At 49.9% G+C, this 19,882-nt stretch carries 15 protein-coding genes, 1 tRNA gene and 1 pseudogene; 11 read left to right on the plus strand and 6 right to left on the minus strand.

Annotated features, from left to right (window positions below; all coding sequences use genetic code 11):
* The first annotated feature begins 430 nt into the window (after positions 1–430).
* Positions 431–754 carry a hypothetical protein gene (locus tag H7A79_RS14185; protein WP_187000588.1) on the plus strand — a complete coding sequence of 108 codons (324 nt, stop codon included), beginning with the start codon at positions 431–433 and terminating at the stop codon, positions 752–754.
* A gap of 243 nt (positions 755–997) precedes the next feature.
* Here H7A79_RS14185 and H7A79_RS14190 read toward each other — a convergent pair whose 3' ends face one another.
* A complete protein-coding gene (locus H7A79_RS14190; protein ID WP_246407974.1) occupies positions 998–4,051 on the minus strand; it encodes a right-handed parallel beta-helix repeat-containing protein in 3,054 nt (1,017 codons plus the stop codon).
* 654 nt (positions 4,052–4,705) lie between these two features.
* On the opposite strand from H7A79_RS14190, the gene pheS reads away from it, so the two are divergent.
* The 9 genes from pheS (at position 4,706) to H7A79_RS14235 (ending at position 13,649) form a co-directional block, all read left to right on the plus strand.
* The gene (gene pheS, locus H7A79_RS14195; protein ID WP_187000589.1) at positions 4,706–5,698 is read left to right on the plus strand and encodes a phenylalanine--tRNA ligase subunit alpha; all 993 of its coding nucleotides are present in this window, start codon (positions 4,706–4,708) and stop codon (positions 5,696–5,698) included.
* 132 nt (positions 5,699–5,830) lie between these two features.
* The gene (locus H7A79_RS14200) at positions 5,831–6,424 is read left to right on the plus strand and encodes a hypothetical protein (RefSeq protein ID WP_214646386.1); all 594 of its coding nucleotides are present in this window, start codon (positions 5,831–5,833) and stop codon (positions 6,422–6,424) included.
* Positions 6,412–6,732: a hypothetical protein gene (locus H7A79_RS14205; RefSeq protein ID WP_214646387.1), complete on the plus strand. Its 321-nt coding sequence runs from the start codon at positions 6,412–6,414 to the stop codon at positions 6,730–6,732. Before H7A79_RS14200 ends, H7A79_RS14205 begins: the two co-directional genes overlap by 13 nt.
* 20 nt (positions 6,733–6,752) lie before the next feature.
* Complete coding sequence (gene pheT / locus H7A79_RS14210; RefSeq protein ID WP_187000590.1) at positions 6,753–9,116, plus strand: phenylalanine--tRNA ligase subunit beta; 2,364 nt, start codon at positions 6,753–6,755, stop codon at positions 9,114–9,116.
* A gap of 75 nt (positions 9,117–9,191) precedes the next feature.
* Positions 9,192–9,494 (plus strand): integration host factor subunit alpha, encoded by a 303-nt coding sequence (locus H7A79_RS14215; RefSeq protein WP_135034088.1) that lies wholly within the window; start codon positions 9,192–9,194, stop codon positions 9,492–9,494.
* On the plus strand, positions 9,478–9,801 hold the full coding sequence (locus H7A79_RS14220; protein ID WP_135034089.1) for a hypothetical protein: 324 nt from the start codon (positions 9,478–9,480) through the stop codon (positions 9,799–9,801). Before H7A79_RS14215 ends, H7A79_RS14220 begins: the two co-directional genes overlap by 17 nt.
* 35 nt (positions 9,802–9,836) lie before the next feature.
* Positions 9,837–9,913: transfer RNA gene (locus tag H7A79_RS14225), tRNA-Pro, on the plus strand.
* A gap of 101 nt (positions 9,914–10,014) precedes the next feature.
* Positions 10,015–11,091, plus strand: coding sequence for a peptide chain release factor 1 (gene prfA / locus H7A79_RS14230; protein ID WP_187000591.1), 1,077 nt, complete (start codon positions 10,015–10,017; stop codon positions 11,089–11,091).
* A gap of 1,046 nt (positions 11,092–12,137) precedes the next feature.
* The gene (locus tag H7A79_RS14235) at positions 12,138–13,649 is read left to right on the plus strand and encodes a helicase HerA-like domain-containing protein (protein WP_187000592.1); all 1,512 of its coding nucleotides are present in this window, start codon (positions 12,138–12,140) and stop codon (positions 13,647–13,649) included.
* 522 nt (positions 13,650–14,171) lie between these two features.
* On the opposite strand, the pseudogene H7A79_RS14240 reads toward H7A79_RS14235, so the two are convergent.
* A pseudogene (locus H7A79_RS14240) lies at positions 14,172–15,121 on the minus strand (IS110 family RNA-guided transposase).
* Between the two features lie 482 nt (positions 15,122–15,603).
* On the opposite strand from H7A79_RS14240, the gene H7A79_RS14245 reads away from it, so the two are divergent.
* On the plus strand, positions 15,604–16,254 hold the full coding sequence (locus H7A79_RS14245; protein WP_186999959.1) for an IS1595 family transposase: 651 nt from the start codon (positions 15,604–15,606) through the stop codon (positions 16,252–16,254).
* A gap of 139 nt (positions 16,255–16,393) precedes the next feature.
* On the opposite strand, the gene H7A79_RS14250 is transcribed toward H7A79_RS14245, so the two are convergent.
* From H7A79_RS14250 to H7A79_RS14265, 4 genes are read right to left on the minus strand one after another with little or no spacing between them, the layout of a single operon-like run.
* Positions 16,394–17,563 carry a zonular occludens toxin family protein gene (locus H7A79_RS14250; protein ID WP_187000593.1) on the minus strand — a complete coding sequence of 390 codons (1,170 nt, stop codon included), beginning with the start codon at positions 17,561–17,563 and terminating at the stop codon, positions 16,394–16,396.
* Positions 17,564–17,581: 18 nt separating this feature from the next.
* Positions 17,582–17,860: a DUF2523 family protein gene (locus H7A79_RS14255; RefSeq protein ID WP_187000594.1), complete on the minus strand. Its 279-nt coding sequence runs from the start codon at positions 17,858–17,860 to the stop codon at positions 17,582–17,584.
* A gap of 1 nt (position 17,861) precedes the next feature.
* Positions 17,862–17,987, minus strand: a complete 126-nt coding sequence (locus tag H7A79_RS14260) for a virulence factor TspB C-terminal domain-related protein (RefSeq protein WP_343060889.1) — start codon at positions 17,985–17,987, stop codon at positions 17,862–17,864.
* 9 nt (positions 17,988–17,996) lie between these two features.
* Positions 17,997–19,850, minus strand: a complete 1,854-nt coding sequence (locus H7A79_RS14265) for a hypothetical protein (RefSeq protein WP_187000595.1) — start codon at positions 19,848–19,850, stop codon at positions 17,997–17,999.
* Positions 19,851–19,882: the final 32 nt, after the last annotated feature.

Genomic DNA, 19,882 nt, shown 5'->3' on the forward strand with positions numbered 1-19,882 from the left:
CGAGGGACAACAGAATGGTTCTTACTATTTGCATTGTCGGCAGGTTTGTTGCCTTGTTCTGAAAATAAGGTGGGTTGACGGTATAAAAATAGGCCGTCTGAAAAACGGGTATAGGACGGAAATACTGAAAATCCGTATAAAGAATCTTGCCCTATCGTGTTAGCCTGAAAACAGAAAGTTCCAGAAAATCAGCTACGAAGCTTGATTTAAGAATGTTGTCGATGATATCGGTATTGATCACAACGAATTTGAGCAATATTTCGAATGATCATTTGAAAATGTCAGCAGCGCCTTGAAAAATGGCATATCTACGGAAAACGCCACAGGCATCTGAAAGCCCGTAGGGAAGGTATACCTTCCTAAAGCAGCTGCATAGTCTCCGTTTAAAAACGCCCTATCATGCATTCGGATATAAATAAAAGGACGGCTCTTGCTTTTGCGGTTATGCGTTGAGAAACAGCGGGTAGGCACACACGGTAAAGCAGGAACCAAACCTGTGTGGTCGGTGTTGTTTGATTGCCGTGTCAGCCACAGTATGTTTGACGGTCGGGTGAAACCAGTGCTGCTTGCCGGATTTTCTGAGAGAGGTATTATGATCGAAAATTCTATGGTGATAAGCCATACTGCCTTTTATAAAGGGGAAACTGCTATTTTGCTTGAAGCGGCAGGCTATCAGATTTTGCGCACAGCCCGGACTTCAACCCGGTTGGATACTGTTGGAATCGGATCAAGAATTTCGGGCGTTATGTATTGATGAGATGTTTGCTTAGAGAGTGAGGAAGTGTATGGAAATCAGTTGGTTGCGATATGGTGAATCCACTCAAACAGATGCAAGCCAGCGAGCTGCTGCCAGTAAAACCGTATAAGTTTTCCAACGTTTAGTCATGGTAACGTGGTTCAGCTAATTTTTACTGTTTGCAGTTTGCCGGCTTGCTTTTGTTAAATTTAACCGGTTATAAAAAATCCCGGTTCGGGTTGTCGGTTTGAAAGTGTTTGTTTATATGATATGGGCAGAAACTTCGTTTTGCCATTGTTCTTCGTTGATATCCAGCGACCTCGTGTATTCGGCAACCGTTGCGCCTATGGTTCCCGCTGTGCTGCTTCCGGCACCCAATACGTTAGACAAATCCAAATCGTTAACGGCAAGCAAATCATTCAAGGCAGGCAGGCCGTCTGAAAGCTGGCCGGAAAGTTTTGCCGTGTTTTCTGAGACCGTTGCTGTTTGGGCGGCTGCAATCCGGGGGTAGGCTGTTTCGTGTGTGTCGTTGCCTGATATGGTGTTGCTGCCGATACCCAAATCCAAAACATAGGCAGTTTTGGCAGCTTCAACGGTTCCAGGTGCAGGCTCGGAAGCCGGCGGAGTAACGGTATGGTGTACTTCGGCCAGCTCTTTGCCGTTGTGGGTGTTGTTGTCGGCATAAACATCAACGGTAGCATTGCGCTCTATCCAGCTGCGGTAGAGATTACCGGTTAAGTCGGTAGTAATGTTGTTGCCGCTGACAATCAGCTCGGGGGCTTCGCTGTCGGTTCGGCCAAGCAGGCTGACTACAGGTTTGTCCATGGTGCCGCGTATTTCGAAGGTGTTGTCGGTAACGCGGTAGGTTTCGGCGTTGCCCACCATCTGTACGCCTTCAATGGTGCCGTCTGAATGTTCGCGTATGGTGATATTGTTGCCCGAAAAGGTTACTTCGCCGCGCAGCTTTCCGTTGTTGCTTTCTTCGTTGATAAACACAGGCAGGGTGCCCCGGCCGATGCTGCCGATATCGATAGTGTTGTCGGTAACATTGATGGTGCCCGAACCTTGGCCTGCGGTATCGAGAATTTTGCTTTTGGTGTTGTTGATCACGGCAATGGCGTATTTAACGGAGGCACCTTCTATGGTGTTGCCGGCAATATCCAAGGTGTAATGCATATTCGGTTCGTGGTTGCGGAACTCTATGCCGTAGGTTTGGATGGCATTGCGGTAAACATCCAGATTTTTAATGGTGTTGCGGCTGATTTCAAAATGGCCGGCCTCCCCGCTGTGCAAGTCGCGGAACATGGTGTTGGTTTGCAGCTGGATGCCGGAATAGCCGAAATAACGCAAACCGGGATTGTCGTCTTGTGCCAGGCGGAACTCAGGGTCGGCAATCACAGTGTTGTTGTGCACTTTCACGGTGTCCATCGTGAATTGGCGGTTATACACGCCGATACCGTAGAGACGGTCGCCGATAGAAACATTGTTTTCAATCACAATATTGTCGCCATCGTGCACATCCAGCCCTTTACGGTAGTTGTGGTCGGTGGTGTTGTTGCGGAACGTGATGCCGTAATTGTAGCTGCCGGCCATGCTGGCGATGCCGTAGCCTGTTCCGCCGTCTTTTTCATGCCCGTTCCATGACATCACGTTGTTGTCGGCAATAAAATTTTTCTGATAGGCCAGCAGCACGCCGGCCACACGGTTGTGGTGCAGGTTGCTGTCAATGATGCGGTTGTTTTCCCCCAAGGGCAGGTTTTCATAGGTTTCATCCACTTCGCCGCGAATCAGGCGCGCTTTATAAGTGCGGCCTTGGCTGCCTTGCGGGTCGGGCTGCAGGGTGTGGGTAGAAGTGAAAAATACCCCCGCACGGTTGGCACCCGACACTTCTACTTTGCTGATTAAGGTGTTGTCGGCATCATTGACCACAATACCGTTGACTTTGCCGAAATAGCTTTGGCCGGAGCGGTAAAAATCGGGATGGGTGTATTTCACCGACAAATCAGCAATGGTTTTGTTGCTTTGGCCATCGATTAAAATGCCGGCAAATGCGCGGACATCATCTTCATTGGTATCGGAATTAAATACACCGGTTTGCGCTTTATCGAAAGAAATTGTGGTGTTACCCATGCCGTTGCCGAATAGGGCGGTTACACCGGAATTGGCTTTGTTTAACACCATCTGGTTGGAAATATACAGATTGCCGCTCAAATACACAGCGGCATTTTCTTTGTGCGCGGCAGCCAGGGCAGCATTAATGGCAGGCAGGCTGTCGCTGCGACCGCTCGGGTCGGTGCCGAATTCGGCTGCATCAATATATTTGCCGTATTTCGGGTGTTGGTAAACGTGGTAATCATGCCCCCCGCCCGTTTGGCCGTCTGAAATTACCGGCTTAACAGTTTCAGACGGCTTAACAGTTTCAGACGGCTTAACAGTTTCAGACGGCTTAACAGTTTCAGACGGCTTAACAGTTTCAGACGGCTTAGCAGTTTCAGACGGCTTAACAGTTTCAGACGGCTTAACAGTTTCAGACGGCTTAACAGTTTCAGACGGCTTAACAGTTTCAGACGGCTTAACAGTTTCAGACGGCTTAACAGTTTCAGACGGCTTAACAGTTTCAGACGGCTTAACAGTTTCAGACGGCTTAACAGTTTCAGACGGCTTAGCAGTTTCAGACGGCCTGGCAGCCAGGGGGGTGGTATTTGTGGATGGGTTGGGTGTTGCAGACACAATTGTTTTACCCTGCGCGGCAGTATGGGCGGACGAAGCAGGATTGTTCAGTATGGCATGGCCGGCCGCTATAGGTTGGGGAGCGGGAATGGTTGCAGCAGGTGGGGACTCGGAGCTTCCTCCTCCGCCGCCTCCGCCCCCCGCTAATGCGCCAAGCAGGCCTGCGCCGGCCAGGCTGCTCAAGGCAATGGCCATTTTGTTGGTAGTGCCGGCAGTTTGATGTACGGTTACTTGTTCGGCAGTGATCGGGGAAGAAATTTCGCCATAGTAGGGTGAAAGCACGCCGTCTGCCTGCAACCCCGGCATTTTATTGCCGGCGTGGTTGTAGTAGTTTTCAATAATGATATCGGGCTGCGATTTGCCGGAGGCTTTGTCGTGGATATAAAGATGATCGCCAACGCGGTTGAAAGCCAAGCCTTCAGGGGCCAACCCGGTGGCGGCATCGGTGAATCGATAGTCGGTGTGGTCGGCAGCGGGTATGGTTAAGGCTTGACCTGACCCCGGTTCGATGTTGAAGCGGGTGTTTTGCTCGGCAACAGCAGAGCCTCCCGACCGAGTAACGGTAAGAATAATTTGATTTGACATTTTGTGGTTCCGTAATGTTGTTGCTAAATTTTTATCAGGCATCAGGCAAATTTGCGTTCCTCAATTGGAAAAGTATGCACTGCGCCATTGTTTTAAAAATTGTAAATATATGTTTTATTTATTTATTATGAATATAAATAATAAAATTTTTACTCTATTTTATATTTTAATATATTAAATATCTTATTGTTTTGAATATATAAATATATTCAATATGGTTGCTTTGTCATAAATTAATGATATTTAATTAATTTACAAAACGAAACAAAATTTATCACTGATGCAAAAGTCATGCAAATAAATAGTTGCTTTTTGCATAGTATTTGTAAAATATGCAACAGTAACTTTTGTAATTTGTTGTAGGGTGTTGAAGCCGAGGCAGGCGGGGCGGTACAAAAAAAGCCGTCTGAAAAAAATGTGCTGAAGATTCGAGATGAGACGGGAAAAGCAGATAAAGCGATTGTTAGCCCGCTGTTTTTTCGGCGCAATTTACGCTACAATTGCCCACTTTTCGGATTGCGGCGAAAATTCTTGCAGGCGGGGGCAGAGGGCCTTTGCGGGAGTCGGCGGCAATCTGGCAATCTTCCGATGCCCCCATATCTGCGGCACGCAGGCAGCCCGGGCGGTATTTGCAGAAATCACACGAATCGAACTATGAAAAATGTAAACCTTATTGTCAATCAAGGGATTGGTGAAATTGAGGCGGCAGCCGATTTTCAGACATTGGAAACGGTTAAGGCGCGCTACATGGGGAAGGCGGGGGAATTGAATGCACTGCTCAAGCAGCTCGGCAGTCTGCCGCCCGAAGAAAAGAAAACTGTTGGCGCGCACATCAACGAATGCAAAAACCGTTTTCAGACGGCCTATAACGACAAGAGAGAAGCTTTAAATGCTGCCAAGCTGCAAGAGAGGCTGGCCGCCGAAGCACTTGATGTTACTTTGCCCGGCCGCGGTCAACACAGCGGTGGTCTGCACCCTGTAACCCTGACTCTGCAGCGCGTGGTCGAACTCTTTCACGGCATGGGTTTCGATGTGGCAGACGGCCCCGAAATCGAAGACGATTTCCACAACTTTCAAGCGCTCAATATCCCGCAAAACCACCCGGCCCGAGCCATGCAGGATACCTTTTACGTGGAAAACGGCGATGTGCTGCGCACCCACACCTCACCGATTCAGATCCGCTATATGCTGGATAAAAAGAATCCGCCTATCCGCATCATCGCCCCCGGCCGCGTGTACCGCGTTGATTCCGATGCCACCCACTCGCCGATGTTCCACCAGGCCGAAGGGTTGTGGGTGGAAGAAGGCGTAACGATGGCCGACTTAAAAGCCGTGTTCACTGACTTTATCCGCCGCTTTTTCGAGCGCAGCGATTTGCAGGTGCGCTTCCGTCCCTCGTTTTTTCCGTTCACCGAACCCTCCGCCGAAATCGACATCATGGGCGACAACGGCAAATGGCTGGAAGTGGGCGGCTGCGGCATGGTGCATCCTAATGTGTTGAATAACGTGAATATCGACCCCGAGCGCTACACCGGCTTCGCTTTCGGTATCGGGCTGGACCGCTTTGCCATGCTGCGTTACGGCGTGAACGACTTGCGGCTGTTTTTCGACAATGATTTGAACTTTTTAAAGCAGTTTGTCAAATAATCCAGCATAAGCTGCTTGAAAAATCGATAGATAAACGGTTTTCAGGTAGCCTGAAAGCAAAAAATAAAAAAAATAAGCTACTTAGAATTATCCATATTAGCTGCAAAAGAACTGAGCCATCCGGCAAGCCCTATGGAAATTTGGGATTATATTATTGAGAAACAACTTTATATTCACTTGAAATCTTATGATGAGCAGATCGGACTGATTTCATTAGGTAAAACACCGTGGGCAACTGTCGGATCAGTTATCTATGAAAATGCAAAAAAAACAAACGGTCAATTTCAACAGCTTGAAGGCAGCAAAAATCCAAAACGCTTTTTTCTGAAAGGGCTACCTGAAAAAAAAGTTAATCAACAACCTGAAAGCATTAAGGCAACGGCAAACGGGTTCCATGAACGGGATTTGCATCCACTGCTGGCAAAATGGCTATGGATCAATCCGGCATTTAATGCCCATTCGCGCACAGTTTTTCATGAAAATAGTAAGAAAAATCAAAAAGGTGAAGATAAATGGTTTTATCCGGACATGGTGGCCGTAAATTTTGAATATGCCAACTATGCTGAAAACAATGTTTTTAATTTAATTAAAAAATTTGATAGGCTGCCAATTAAAATTTTCTCATTTGAGCTAAAAGTCGATTTGAACTTTTCCAATTACAAAGAATATTTTTTCAGGCGGTCAGCAATTCCAGTTGGGCAAATGAAGGCTGTTTGGTTGCTCTGAATCTTTCAGAAGACAACGAGTTTATTGAAGCCTTGCAAAAACTCAGTTTGAGTTTTGGTATTGGCATTATCAAACTCGATGCACAAAATATTTCGCAAAGTAAGATACTTTCTCCGGCCAAGTTTAAAACGCAAATGGATTATTCGGTTGTGAGCGAGCTGGCGGGCAAAAATAATATTTTTTCCAAATTCTTGAAAACTACGGTTGAATTCGATCCAGAGAACCAAAGCCGTTATTTAAATGAATTTGACAAAATCCTAGAAGACGATGACTTTGAGCAATACCTCAAAGCCAAAAAAATCCATTAAATTAATTCAAGAGTAATTCCATGCAATTTTCCTACAACTGGCTGAAAACCCAAGCCAATCCTGATTTGTCTGCCAACGAATTCGCCCATCTGCTCACCATGTCCGGCCTCGAGGTTGAAGAAGCCGCTAAAGCCGCACCGGAGTTTAACGGCGTGGTGGTGGCCGAAGTGAAATCGGTGGAAAAACACCCCGATGCCGACCGTTTGAACATCACCCAAGTCGATGCCGGCACCGGCGAACTGATTCAAATCGTCTGCGGTGCGCCGAATGTGCGTGCCGGCATTAAAGTGCCGTGTGCCTTGCCGGGTGCGGAGTTGCCGGGCAATTTCAAAATCAAGCCCACCAAAATGCGCGGGCAGGTTTCCAACGGTATGCTGTGCTCCGCCAACGAGCTGGGGCTGCCCGATGACGGTGTGGACGGCCTGCATATTCTGCCCGCCGATGCTCCGGCCGGTGAAAACCTGCGCGATTATCTGGATTTGGACGATACCGTTTTTACCCTGAAAATCACCCCCAACCGTGCCGACTGCCTGAGCATCAAAGGCTTGGCGCGCGAAGTGGCGGCTTTGACGCAATGCGTCTACAAGCCGGCAGCGGTTCAGACGGCCACTGTGAAAAGCAGCAAAATCCGGCCGGTGCGCATTGATGCGCCTGCCGATTGCGGCCGTTTTTTAAGCCGCGTGATTGAAAACGTTAATGCGCAGGCGCCCACGCCCGATTGGCTGAAACAGCGTTTGTTGCGCAGCGGCATCCGCAGCATTTCGGCGCTGGTAGATATCGGCAACTATGTAATGCTGGAGCTCGGCCAGCCCATGCATGTGTTTGATGCCGACAAACTTTCCGGCAGCATTATTGTGCGCCGCGCCGCAGAAGGCGAAACGCTCGAATGTTTGAATGAAAAAACCGTATGCCTGTCTGAAAACACCTTGGTGGTTGCCGATGAAAAAGGCGCGTTGAGCATGGCCGGTTTGATGGGCGGCGCAGCGAGCGCGGTTTCAGACGGCACCAAAAACATTGTGCTGGAGTCGGCCTGGTTTGCACCGGAAACCATTGCCGGCAAATCGCGCCAATACGGCTTCGGCTCCGATTCGTCTTTCCGCTTCGAGCGCGGCGTGGACTTTGAATTGCAGCGCGACGCCATCGAGCGTGCCAGCGAATTGGTGTTGCAGATTTGCGGCGGCACGGCGGGCGCAATAACAGAAGCCGTGGGCAAGCTGCCTGAACGCAAAACCGTAGCCGTGCGCACCGCGCGGGTAGAAAAACTGTTGGGTGTGGCGGTAGACGAAGCGCGCATCGAAAGCATTTTGGCCACACTGGGTCTGCAACCGCAAAAGATTTCAGACGGCCTGCAAACCACTTCGCCGAGCTTTCGTTACGACATCGAAGTCGAAGCCGATTTAATCGAAGAAATCGCCCGCGTTTACGGCTATGAAAACATTCCCGGCGATACCGCTTCGGGCCGTCTGAAAATGCTGGCACTGCCCGAAACCCGCCGCAACCGTTTTGCCGTTTACAGCCAAATGGCTGCAAGAGGGTATCAGGAAGTGGTGAGCTATGCCTTTGTAAACGAGCAATGGGAGCGCGATTTTGCTGCCAACGAAGAGCCGGTCCGTCTGCAAAACCCGCTGGCGGCGCAATACAGCGTGATGCGTTCCACCCTGATCGGCGGATTGGTTGAAATCCTGCAAAACAACCTCAACCGCAAGCAAAACCGCGTGCGCGTGTTTGAAATCGCCCGCGTGTTCGGCAAAAATTCAGACGGCCGTTTTGTGCAAAACGAACGTATCGGCGGTTTGGTTTACGGTTCGGCCGATCCCGAACAATGGGGCGAGAAAACCCGCGCGGCCGATTTTTACGATGTGAAAGGCGATGTCGAAGATTTGTTGGGCAGCAAAAACGTGTCGTTCGTGAAGGCCGAGCATCCCGCGCTACATCCCGGCCGCACCGCCGAAATCGTGCTTGACGGCCGCACTGTCGGCTTTATCGGCGAGCTGCATCCGCAATGGCTGCAAAAATACGACCTGCCGCAAGCCGCGCTGGTGTTTGAAATCGATATGGTGGCCGTGCTCGGCAAAGCAAAAACCGTTTACCGCCCCGTGTCCAAATTCCAGCCCGTGCGCCGTGATTTGGCGTTTGTGCTGCCTGAAAACGTGCCGCATGATGCTTTGCTGGGCGCGTTGAACAGCGTGAACAGCCGTTTGGTGCAGGAAATCGCCGCGTTCGATGTTTATCGCGGCGCAGGTTTGCCCGAAGGCATGAAGAGCATTGCCGTGAAAGTTCTGTTGCAGGATGCGGAAGCTACACTGACAGAAGAAGCGGTGGAGCCTCTAATCGAAAAACTGGTGAAATCCGCCGAAAGTGCGGGCGCGCAACTGCGGTGTTAAAAAAACCTATATTCTCTTGAATGACAACAAAAAATTAGTGATAATCCCCATCTGTTGAAAAGCGAAGGTAATAAAATGACACTAACTAAAGCCGAATTGGCCGATATTTTGGTTGAAAAAGTCAGCAGCGTAACCAAAAACGATGCCAAAGAAATCGTTGAGCTCTTTTTTGAAGAAATCCGCACCACCTTGGCGCGGGGCGAAGAAATTAAAATTTCCGGCTTCGGCAATTTTCAGTTGCGCGATAAACCGCAGCGTCCCGGCCGCAACCCGAAAACCGGTGAAGAAGTGCCGATTTCGGCACGCAGGGTGGTAACGTTTCATGCCAGCCAGAAACTCAAAGGCATGGTGGAGCATTATTATGACAAACAGCGCTAACCTGCCTAAAATTCCCGCCAAGCGCTATTTCAGCCTGAACGAAATGTGCGAACTGGCGCAGATCAGCATCACACAATTCGCTCAATGGCAGCACGAAAACGGGGTGGTGGTCGGCTATGGCGGCAACAACTATACCCGTGCAGACGTGCTTAAAGTGCTGAAATTGAAAGATACTTTCGCCCCGTTTATCGATACCTTCAACCACAATGCCTTAGATGCTTCGGGCAATCCGGCGATTCAGGCCGAAGAAATGCGCGAAGAGCTGAAAAAAATGTTGGGCAGCGTGGAAAAAATACTTGCCAGCTAGACATCGGAACCATATAATCCCTTTCTCTTTCGAGTCGGAGTGTGGCGCAGTCTGGTAGCGCACTTGCATGGGGTGCAAGGGGTCGAAGGTTCGAATCCTTTCACTCCGACCAAAACATATTGAAAAGTCAGCTCGCCCCGGCTGGCTTTTTTCTTTGCCTGCTTGGCTTGAGGCCGTCTGAAATGTTTTCAGACGGCCTCAACGGAAAAAACCATGAAACCATCTATTTTAGAAAAACTGCAACAATCGGCCGAGCGTTTGGAAGAAGTCACCCATCTGCTTGCCCGGCCCGAAGCCGCCGACGATATAGACAACTACCGCAAGCTCACGCGCGAGCATGCGGAGCTGACGCCGGTGGCCGAGGCGTTCAGGCAATACAATCTGGCGCAGAGCGATTTGGCCGATGCGCAGGAAATGCTGGCCGACCCGGAAATGAAAACCTTTGCAGCCGAAGAAATCGAAAAGGCCGAAGCGCAAATCGAAATGCTGGAAAACGAGCTGCAAAAACTGCTGCTGCCCAAAGATGCCGATGATGATAAAAATATTTTTATCGAAGTGCGCGCCGGCACGGGCGGAGACGAAGCGGCGTTGTTTGCCGGCGATCTGCTGCGTATGTATGGCCGTTATGCAGAACGTAACCGCTGGCAGATGGAAATCGTATCGGCCAGCGAAAGCGACTTGGGCGGTTATAAAGAAGTGATTGCCCGCATTGTCGGGCTTGGGGCATACAGCAAATTGAAATTCGAGTCGGGCGGCCACCGTGTGCAGCGCGTACCGGCCACAGAAAGCCAAGGGCGTATCCATACTTCTGCCTGTACGGTAGCAGTGATGCCCGAAGCCGGTGAGTTGGAAGAAATCCGGCTGAATCCTGCCGATTTGCGCATCGATACCTTCCGAGCATCAGGAGCGGGCGGCCAGCATATCAACAAAACCGATTCTGCCGTGCGCATTACCCACCTGCCTACCGGCATGGTGGTCGAATGCCAAGACGGACGCTCGCAACACAGCAACAAAGCGCAGGCGATGAAAGTTTTGGCGGCGCGCTTAAACGATGCCAAAAAACGCGAAGCGCAAGCCAAGGAGGCGGCGGAACGCAAATCCCTAATCGGCAGCGGCGACCGAAGCGAGCGCATCCGCACCTATAATTACCCTCAAGGCAGGGTTACCGACCACCGCATCAATCTAACCCTTCACAAATTGGATTTTATTATGGATGGTGATTTGGCAGAACTAACCGCCGCGCTGACTGCCGAACACCAGGCCGGATTGCTGGCGGAAATGGGCAAATAATATGACATTATCAAATAAATATTAACATAAATTCACAAAATAAATCTATTTTAATAAAATTTCCAATGGTTTAGTGGCTTTCGTGTAAAAAATGCTTGCATGTTTTCTTTTAGTTTGTTAATATTTGTTATGTAAGCAAGGCGGCAGTTTCAGCTGGGTTTACATTCCTTTTCATCGATTTTACTTTTAAGGCCGTCTGAATGTTTCAGACGGCTCATTTTTATGCGCTGCGGGGCAGCCTGCCGCCCCGCAGCGAAAATGTGTGGAATGCCCCATAGCGGCCACCGCTTTTATTGATTTTAGGAAATTAACGGTATCAGGCCGTCTGAAAATATTTTTTCAGACGGCCTAGGTGTTCTCGATGAGAAATGGCCGGCCGAAGGCAGACAAGCCGCCGGAAAACTGCCGCTGATGCCGCCTTAACAGCTTCATCATCACGCTCTTTGAGGCGGGGTATTGCATACTGAAGCAACACAGGTTGGTTATAACCCGCTTTAAAGTGATGCAAAGCGTCAAATGCCCTCATTCAGGCAGCTTACTCTGGTTGGTTATAACCCGCTTTAAAGTGATGCAAAGCGGCCAACGCTGCCACTATCCAAGGCCGTCATGATTTTAAAGCGGTTGGTAATATTTGTTGGGCAGCGTATGCCTGCGGCGAATCCTCCTGCCTGGCTACGGTTCAGACGGCCTTGTTTGTTTGGGCAGAAATTCCGAGAAAACCCACAGCGCGGCAGGTTCGTGCTGTTGCCGCTGCCGATGGTTTAAAAAATGCAACATTACCAATGCCTTATCGCGGGCACTGCCTGAGCGGCTTAGTTATTTAAAGGCCGTTTGAAATGGTTTTCAGACGGCCTTTAAATATCCCGTGCGTTCAAAATATTCTTTTTCAAGCGTAGATTTTCTGAATTTCCACCACAGCATTGCGGCTCCTTGCCGCCCATACCAAAAAATGAAATGAAGCAAATCTGCCGTCATTCATCAAGCATTGCCTTGTGTTTTGAAAAATAAGAAAATACGCCTTTATATCAAACAGCCGAGGAACCGTTATGACCACCTTCCAAATTGCCCGAGCAGGCGGCAACACGCTTGAAATTCAAGGAAAAATGGCCAACCGCCACGGCCTGATTGCCGGCGCCACCGGCACAGGCAAAACCGTTACCCTGCGCCGTATGGCAGAAGCCTTCAGCGGTGCGGGCATTCCCGTGTTTCTGGCAGACGTGAAAGGCGATTTGTCGGGCATGGCCAATGCCGGAGCCGACAGCGGCAAGGTGGGCGAGCGCATCGCCGAATTCGGTTTGGGCGGTGATTGGCTGCAAAGTTTTCCGGTGCGCTTTTGGGATGTGTTCGGCGAAACCGGCATTCCCGTGCGCGTAACCATTTCCGAAATGGGGCCGATGCTGCTGGCACGCCTGATGAATCTGAACGGCACCCAGGAAGGGCTGCTCAATCTGGTGTTTAAAGTGGCTGACGACAACGGTTGGCATCTTATCGATTTGAAAGACCTGCGCGGGCTGCTCAAACACGTTTCCGACAACGCCGCCCAATACCGTGCCAAATACGGTAATGTGTCGCCCGCCAGCGTGGGCGCAGTGCAGCGGCAGTTGCTCACACTCGAAAACGAGGGTGCCGAAAACCTGTTCGGCGAGCCGGCGCTGAACCTTGAAGACTGGATGCAGACCGAAGGCAGCCAAGGCGTGATCAATATTTTGAACTCGGAAAAACTGATGCGCTCGCCGCGTATGTATAGCGCGTTTTTGCTGTGGATGCTGGCCGAGCTGTTTGAAACCCTGCCCGAAGTGGGCGATTTGGACAAGCCCAAATTTGTGATGTTTTTCGATGAAGCGCATTTGCTGTTCGACAATGCCCCCAGCGCGCTGGTAGAGCAGATTGAGCAAGTGGTGCGCCTTATCCGCTCCAAAGGCGTGGGGGTGTATTTCGTTACCCAAAACCCGCTTGATCTGCCCGACACCATTCTCGGCCAACTCGGCAACCGCGTTCAGCACGCCCTGCGTGCGTTTACCCCGCGCGATCAAAAAGCCGTGAAGGCCGCTGCCGAAACCTTCCGCACCAACCCCAACGTGAATGTGGCCGAAGCGATTGCCGAATTGGGTGTGGGTGAAGCGCTGGTATCGTTTCTCGATGAAAAAGGCATGCCAGCGCCGGTGGAGCGCGCCTTTGTGCTGCCGCCGCAATCCAGCCTGACCCCGCTGGCGGCCGCCGAGCGCGATGCCGAATATCAAAAAGATATTCTCTACCGCCACTATAAAGATATGGTGGACAACTATTCCGCCTACGAAGCCTTGGCCGAATTGGAATCGCAACAGGCCGAAGCCGAAGCGGCAAAAACTGCGGCCAAAGCAGAAAAAGCAGCCGCTGCGCAGCCGCAGCAAAACGGCGTGGTCGGCGGCTTTTTGGGCGGCCTGTTCGGCGGGCGTAAAAAAGCCAACCAAGGCATCGCCTATGATTTGGCCGATTCGGTGGGCAGCCAGATTAACAAGCAGGTTACCCGCGCCATCTCCCGCAGCGTGATGGGCGTGATTAAAAATATGCTGAAATAGCCCCAAAGCGCGTTTCCGCCACAGAAAAAGCGGCCACTTTTGGGGTGTCGGACAACAGGCAGTGCCGAGAGCTCGGCAAAACACACAGCCGCCGTATGCCGCTCGATAAGGAAAACGATAACAAGGCAGGCGGCAAAGAATTACCGAATTATTTAAGGCCGTCTGAAACGTATCAGCGTGAATGTTCCGGAGTGGGTCGTTTCAGTGATGGTGCTGCGCCCGGGCTTAAAGCAGACGGTTTTATCCGCCGTCCGATTGGCAACAGAGCCGGGTTACGTACTGCCTGCGGCCTGCCTGGTGTTGAAAATAAATTTGCACTATCTCAGCGGGCATATGCGGTGTGCCGATAACGCGGAATAAGAGTTGTCGGCGGAACAGAACGGCCGCTTCAAAGAACCGGTGTTGTGTATTGCCGAAAGAAAAGATAGTGTATTTAGTGTCAATGCCGTTGGTGTATTCTTTCGGCAACAACCAAGCCATGCCCTGCTTTTGCGGGGCATTTTTCTGTTTGTCATTGTTAATTTATGTTGTTAATTCGTAACGACTTTTATCATATTCCGTTTGGTTCTTCAACAGGTGGAAGGCGATGGTTACCAGCTTTCTCATAATTGCAACAATGATGAGTTTCGGCGGTTTTTTCCCGGCTTTCAGACGGCCGATAAAGGCGGGAAAGGCTTTCATGCGGTAGGCAACCAATGCGGGCATGTATAGGGCTGCCCTTAAGTCGGACTTGCCTACCTTTGAAATCCGTTCTTTGCCGTTTACGCTTGTTCCCGGCTGATGCCGTTTTGGACCCAAACCGAAATAGGCGGCCAGTTGGGCAGCGGTATCAAAGCGTGATGTTATGGTCGAGAGCAAAACGGCGGCGGTGTTTTCGCCTATGCCTGTGATGGTTTTCAGGCGTTGGCGGTTTCTGTGGTAGTCGGGATTGGCTTTGTAAAAGGCTTTGAGTTCTTGGTTGAGTTTTTGCAGCAGGTTGTTTAGGTATTTGATGTTGTCTTTGATAAATTGGCCAATTGTATCTGATGCCGTTTGCAGTTTGACTTGTTCGGCGGCTCGTTGCTTTTTGATGCGGGCTATATAGCGGGTCAGTTCCTGAAGCTGTTTTTGTGCGGATGTGGGACGCTGCCACGGTTCTGGATTCATGGCCTTGCAGTATCGTGCGATGAGTTTTGCGTCTTGTTTGTCGGTTTTGCTTCTTTGCAATACGGCGTTTGCGAAGCCTTTTATTTTTCTTGGGTTGTCCACGCTCATTTTGTAATGGCCGTTGAGATATTCGGCCGGCGGTTCATGGTAGGTTCCCGTTGCTTCGCAGCAGCAGTGCAGGCTTGGGTTGGCGTTATGGCCGTTTAGCATGCTTTCAGCTTGGTGTAACCTGTGGGGCTGTTGCTGAACCGATGTTCATAAAAAAAGCCGTCTGTTATCAGACAGCAGTCTATGCTTGCTTTGCTCACGTCTATTCCCAAGTACATGGTGTTTTACCTTATAAATACGGGCTTTTAATCCCTAGATAGTGTTCAAACTTGCTCATGCGGTAAGCCCCCGCTTCAATCTTTTCTACATGCTTTGGCATCGGCCGTACTTGCGAAGTCGGGGGCTTTGCTTGGTGTTTCGTCAAACGCCAAGCCCTGATATATCCGCCTGAATCTATCAGGGCTTGGAGCTTTTGCTTTATGGGGCGCTGCCCCAAACCCCGCATTCGCCGTGTGGCAGCCCCCGCAGCAGTGGGCGCTGCGGGAGCAGCAGGGAGCGTATCGGGTGGCAGGGCGTCAAGGGGTATCCGTAAAATATTGTAAACGCTTAGGGCGATTACAATATTTTACGGACGCCCGCCCCTTGACTTGTTTAGGCATTTTTCATCAATGAAAAAGCATAGTAAATCAATATACAAGTAAAAAATAAGGGGCTGTACTAGATAACTAGGGAAATTTAACTTCAGGTTAGAATAATCCCTATGAGAAAAAGTCGTTTAAGTCAGTACAAGCAAAACAAACTGATTGAACTATTTGTTGCAGGTGTTACCGCTCGCACAGCGGCGCAATTAGTTAGCGTCAATAAAAATACCGCTGCCTATTACTTCCACCGTTTGCGCTTACTTATCTATCACAACAGCCCGCATCTGGAAATGCTTGATGGTGAAGTAGAAGTTGATGAAAGCTATTTTGGCGGACAACGCAAAGGCAAACGTGGTCGCGGTGCGGCTGGCAAAGTGGCTGTATTCGGGCTTTTGAAGCGTAATGGTAAGGTTTACACCGTTGCCGTACCCAATACACAAACTGCGACTTTATTGCCAATTATCCGCGAGCAAGTGAAGCCTGATAGCATTGTTTATACCGATTGTTACAAAAGTTATGACGTTCTTGATGTGAGCGAATTTTCACATTTTCGGATCAATCACAGCACACATTTTGCTGAGCGACAAAATCACATTAACGGAATTGAGAACTTTTGGAACCAAGCAAAACGCCATTTACGCAAGTTTAATGGCATTCCCAAAGAGCATTTTGAACTGTATTTGAAAGAGTGTGAATGGCGTTTTAACAACAGTGAGATAAAATTTCAAATTTCTATTTTAAAACAATCAGTAAAGCAGGATTTGTTCTAGTTATCTAGGACAGCCCCAAAAATAATATTACATAAACAAACGGCTTTTTAAAATCAAAAAAACCACGCAATCCATATTTAAAGTAAATGTTTGCAACAATTATTCCGACTAAGAACCAAAAAAAACAAGTCATGATTAATTACCTAAACTGTTCACCCGCTTCGACATAACCGTCATACATCAGATTCTGCGGGCTTTTGCCGCCCATTACCAGCACTTGCGGAGGTGCGGGTTCGTTTGCCTTTTCTGCCGTTGGGACGGTGTTTTCTGCCGCCCGTCTGTAAGGATTGTATATGCCGTCTGCAACGTAATCAAGGCATTGCTGTTTCTTCATCTCTTTAATCGGTGTGGCCTGGTCGGTATAACAGGTGCATTTGTTTTGGTTTTTGACGCACGCCACGGGATAGGGCATGGTTTGTACGGCTTTGTTTTGGCCGTTGTAGATGGGAGCCGTCCACGGCTGGCCGTCTATGGCGGGTTTGTAGTCGTCTTCGCTGATATGCGGTTTTTGCGGCGTTTCGGCCTGTTCTTTTGCTGACGGGTACTGCCCTGCCGGAATTGCGGCGGCAGCCGGCGCGGCGGCAGCCGGCGCAGCCGCATCCGCCGCACTTTCCGCAGGGCTTGCCGCCGGTGCGGCAATGTGTTCTTTGGCCGTATGCGTCTGTTTTTTGGTGTAATCATTCCAGCTTGAGTATATATACCATGAAGCGGCAATCATGAACGCCAGTAAAACGGGCGCGATATATACAACGCGGCTTAGCTTGGTTTTGATTTTGGTGTGTTCTTCGGCGCTTTTGTAAACCCCAAATGCTTTTTTGTCGAGCGTATAAACGCTTTTGACGGCACTTGCCACGCTGGCGCGGCTGGTCGGATCGCCGCAACTTTCCCATTCAAACATACGCCGAACGCCCAGATTGCTTTTACTGATATGGCAGTGATGACCAATCAGGCTGCGGACGTTTATATCTATCAGACGGGGGTGTTGGGTCAGCAAAAAAATATCTATGCCTTTATGGCGGTGTGTTTCCAGTTCGGCCACGTAGTCAGGAACTTTGGAGCCGCTGGGGCGCGGCCTGAATACGCGCTGGCATTCATCGATTACGAGTATTGCCCCCGTGGGCGCCCATTTGTGCCAAGTCTGCATGGTTTCGCCTTCGGGAATGGGCAGATTGGGTATGACTTCGTTGTCGACTTCGGAAATGCCGTCCAAATACAGCGGGCGGTTTTTCAGATCTTTGCGGTTCATTAAGTCTGAAATCATTTTCAGGGTTTTGCCGCTGCCCGGTACGCCTGTAATCAAATAGAGCATTTCTGTTTTCCTTAGAATTTATTTTCTTTGAATACCTGCCGACAGCTTCGAAACGGCTTTCAGTGATGCGACAAACGAGAAAGTGCCGAATACCCAGTTGAGGCACACGCCGATACCTGCAATGTAGGCAAGATTTAAAGCATCGGCAGGCACACCCCCGATATGTTCTTGAACTTGTGATAGAAGAAAAGCCTGTATCTCGTTGATGCCGACATAAGAGACAAACGACAAACCCAGCGCGGCAATCACACGGCCTGCAACGTTCATCAAAACGCCTGTAATCAGGTTACCCCACATTTCAAAGCTCCTTAACCGCGCCGTATGCCACAAAGCCGCAGGTAATGATGGTGGCGGTTATCAAAATCGGGCGTATCAAGCGTAAGACATTACAAATATAGGCATAATCAAATTCAAAGCTGCCCAATGCGCCGAACTAAAAGGAAACGTTTTCAGGGCAGACGCCGTCTGTACTGAATACGTCAAGCGGTTTCAATTCCAAATCTATACCGTTTTCGGGTATATCCAAATCTTCGTAATCGGCACTGCCCAAATCCGCGCATTGCGCCGCTTGCGGGTTTCTCTCGCAGAAATCGCGCTGTTGCGGGTTCTGCTGATTGTTCTGTTGGTTCTGCTGGTTTTGCTGATTCCCTGTTTGGTTCGGTACCGTTTGAGACGGGTTGGCGGCATCGGCCACGGCAGGGTTTGACGGATTGGCCGCATCGGGGGTAACGGGAGAGCGTGTCGGGGCTTGACTGCTGTTGGCTTTCAAATCGGGACGCGGAATAATCCTTGTGGTTACGCTGCCGTCATTATTTACCGTAACTTCGGTTTGCTGGGCTTGGTTGCTGCCCATAGGTGTATAAGGTGCGCTTTTCACGGTATTTTTTTGAACGCTTTTTGATGTGGTTGCTTCATCTACCACGCTTTTTCGTATCACTTGTTTGCCCGTACCGTCTGTTTGGGTCGGCGGAGGTGAATCTGTCGGGGCAGTAGGAGCGGTGTTGGCGGCAATGCGGACCAACTGGTTCATCATTTCGCGATGGTTGGTTTGCTGGTTTTCAAACATGCGCCGCAGAATTTGCTCGACTTCACCACCTGAAAGGTTCATATCTTCAGCAGTAGGCGGTGTCGGTTCGGGTGTATTCACACTGACCAAATCTGTATTCACAGCCGCAACACCCGAGCCTTTCAAACTACCCGGCAAATAGGAATCCAAAAACGAAGATTTAATAATTGTTCTGCGGCCTTTACTGTCATATCTCGCAATTGAAGTTGATTGTTTATCAGTATAAGCCCCTAGCCTTTTATATTTGCTTCGAACGGGTTCTACGCCGTAGTCTGTATAGTTCAATACGACTTGGTAAACTTCGTTACCTTTTTTTGCCGCTTCCTTCGCCTGCTCGTGCCTGGCTTTGGCTTCGGCAGCATTTGCGGCAGTGTCGGCGGCTTTTTTTAATGCGGCATTACCAACCGCATTACCAACATCTCCGTTTCTTTCTGCGGTTTTTTGTGCAGAAGCGGCAGCAGCGGCAGCAGAACCCAGCCCCGAAGAAGAAGCCCCGCCGCTAACAGACGGATTGGAGGGGTTGCCCGGTCGGGCAGGTGTGCCTGTTGATGGTGAAGACGGGTTGGCTGTTGACGGTGATGATGGATTCCCTTTGTTGTAGGAAGGGCTTGACGGATTTCCCCCGCCATACATTTCTTTATGGAAATTGTCAGCAGATTCTTGCAACTTTTTAATAGTGTTTGAAACCGAAGACGGATTACCGCCCGTAATATTCGAGCCGGTCGCATTATCGACAACGCCCCAAACAGACCCCAAAACCCCACCACTCAAAGCATCAAGTGTTGTTGCAACTCCGCCAGCAACAGACCGCCCCATATCACCAAAGCGGCCATCTTTATAATCATTAACTGACTGATTACCATATTTTGAAATACCTTCAGCAAGACTATTTCCAACATAACTTGCAATCACAGCAGCATTGGCCGTTTGCGTAATTCTTGACGGCACTTTTACCTTGTTGCCGTATTTATCAGTAACCACCACATTGGTGTTTCGCGTACCTGTTACCGTCTGACCGTTGGTGGTTACGGTCGGTTTTCCCTGCGGGCGGTTCTCTACTTTCAATACCCCCGTTTTGGGGTTGTAGCCCTGATTCAGCAAGGCTTGGCCGCTTGGGAAGCTGGTATCTATCTGTTTGTGGTATGCGGTCGGGGGCGTGGGTACGTCTGCCCATGCGGCCAGCGGGCTTAACGCAGCGTTAAGGCTGAAACAAGTAAGCACAGCGAGCCGCAAAGAGCGGGAAGCAGTCCAAG

It is taken from the genome of Neisseria musculi, from assembly GCF_014297595.2.
Taxonomy (GTDB): domain Bacteria; phylum Pseudomonadota; class Gammaproteobacteria; order Burkholderiales; family Neisseriaceae; genus Neisseria; species Neisseria musculi.

What these genes read in the sequence shown, in the direction of transcription:
- H7A79_RS14190 (WP_246407974.1), bottom strand. Translation starts at nt 4,051, where the DNA reads ATGTCAAATCAAATTATTCTTACCGTTACTCGGTCGGGAGGCTCTGCT.
- pheS (WP_187000589.1), top strand. Translation starts at nt 4,706, where the DNA reads ATGAAAAATGTAAACCTTATTGTCAATCAAGGGATTGGTGAAATTGAG.
- H7A79_RS14200 (WP_214646386.1), top strand. Translation starts at nt 5,831, where the DNA reads ATGGAAATTTGGGATTATATTATTGAGAAACAACTTTATATTCACTTG.
- pheT (WP_187000590.1), top strand. Translation starts at nt 6,753, where the DNA reads ATGCAATTTTCCTACAACTGGCTGAAAACCCAAGCCAATCCTGATTTG.
- H7A79_RS14215 (WP_135034088.1), top strand. Translation starts at nt 9,192, where the DNA reads ATGACACTAACTAAAGCCGAATTGGCCGATATTTTGGTTGAAAAAGTC.
- H7A79_RS14220 (WP_135034089.1), top strand. Translation starts at nt 9,478, where the DNA reads ATGACAAACAGCGCTAACCTGCCTAAAATTCCCGCCAAGCGCTATTTC.
- prfA (WP_187000591.1), top strand. Translation starts at nt 10,015, where the DNA reads ATGAAACCATCTATTTTAGAAAAACTGCAACAATCGGCCGAGCGTTTG.
- H7A79_RS14235 (WP_187000592.1), top strand. Translation starts at nt 12,138, where the DNA reads ATGACCACCTTCCAAATTGCCCGAGCAGGCGGCAACACGCTTGAAATT.
- H7A79_RS14245 (WP_186999959.1), top strand. Translation starts at nt 15,604, where the DNA reads ATGAGAAAAAGTCGTTTAAGTCAGTACAAGCAAAACAAACTGATTGAA.
- H7A79_RS14250 (WP_187000593.1), bottom strand. Translation starts at nt 17,563, where the DNA reads ATGCTCTATTTGATTACAGGCGTACCGGGCAGCGGCAAAACCCTGAAA.
- H7A79_RS14255 (WP_187000594.1), bottom strand. Translation starts at nt 17,860, where the DNA reads ATGTGGGGTAACCTGATTACAGGCGTTTTGATGAACGTTGCAGGCCGT.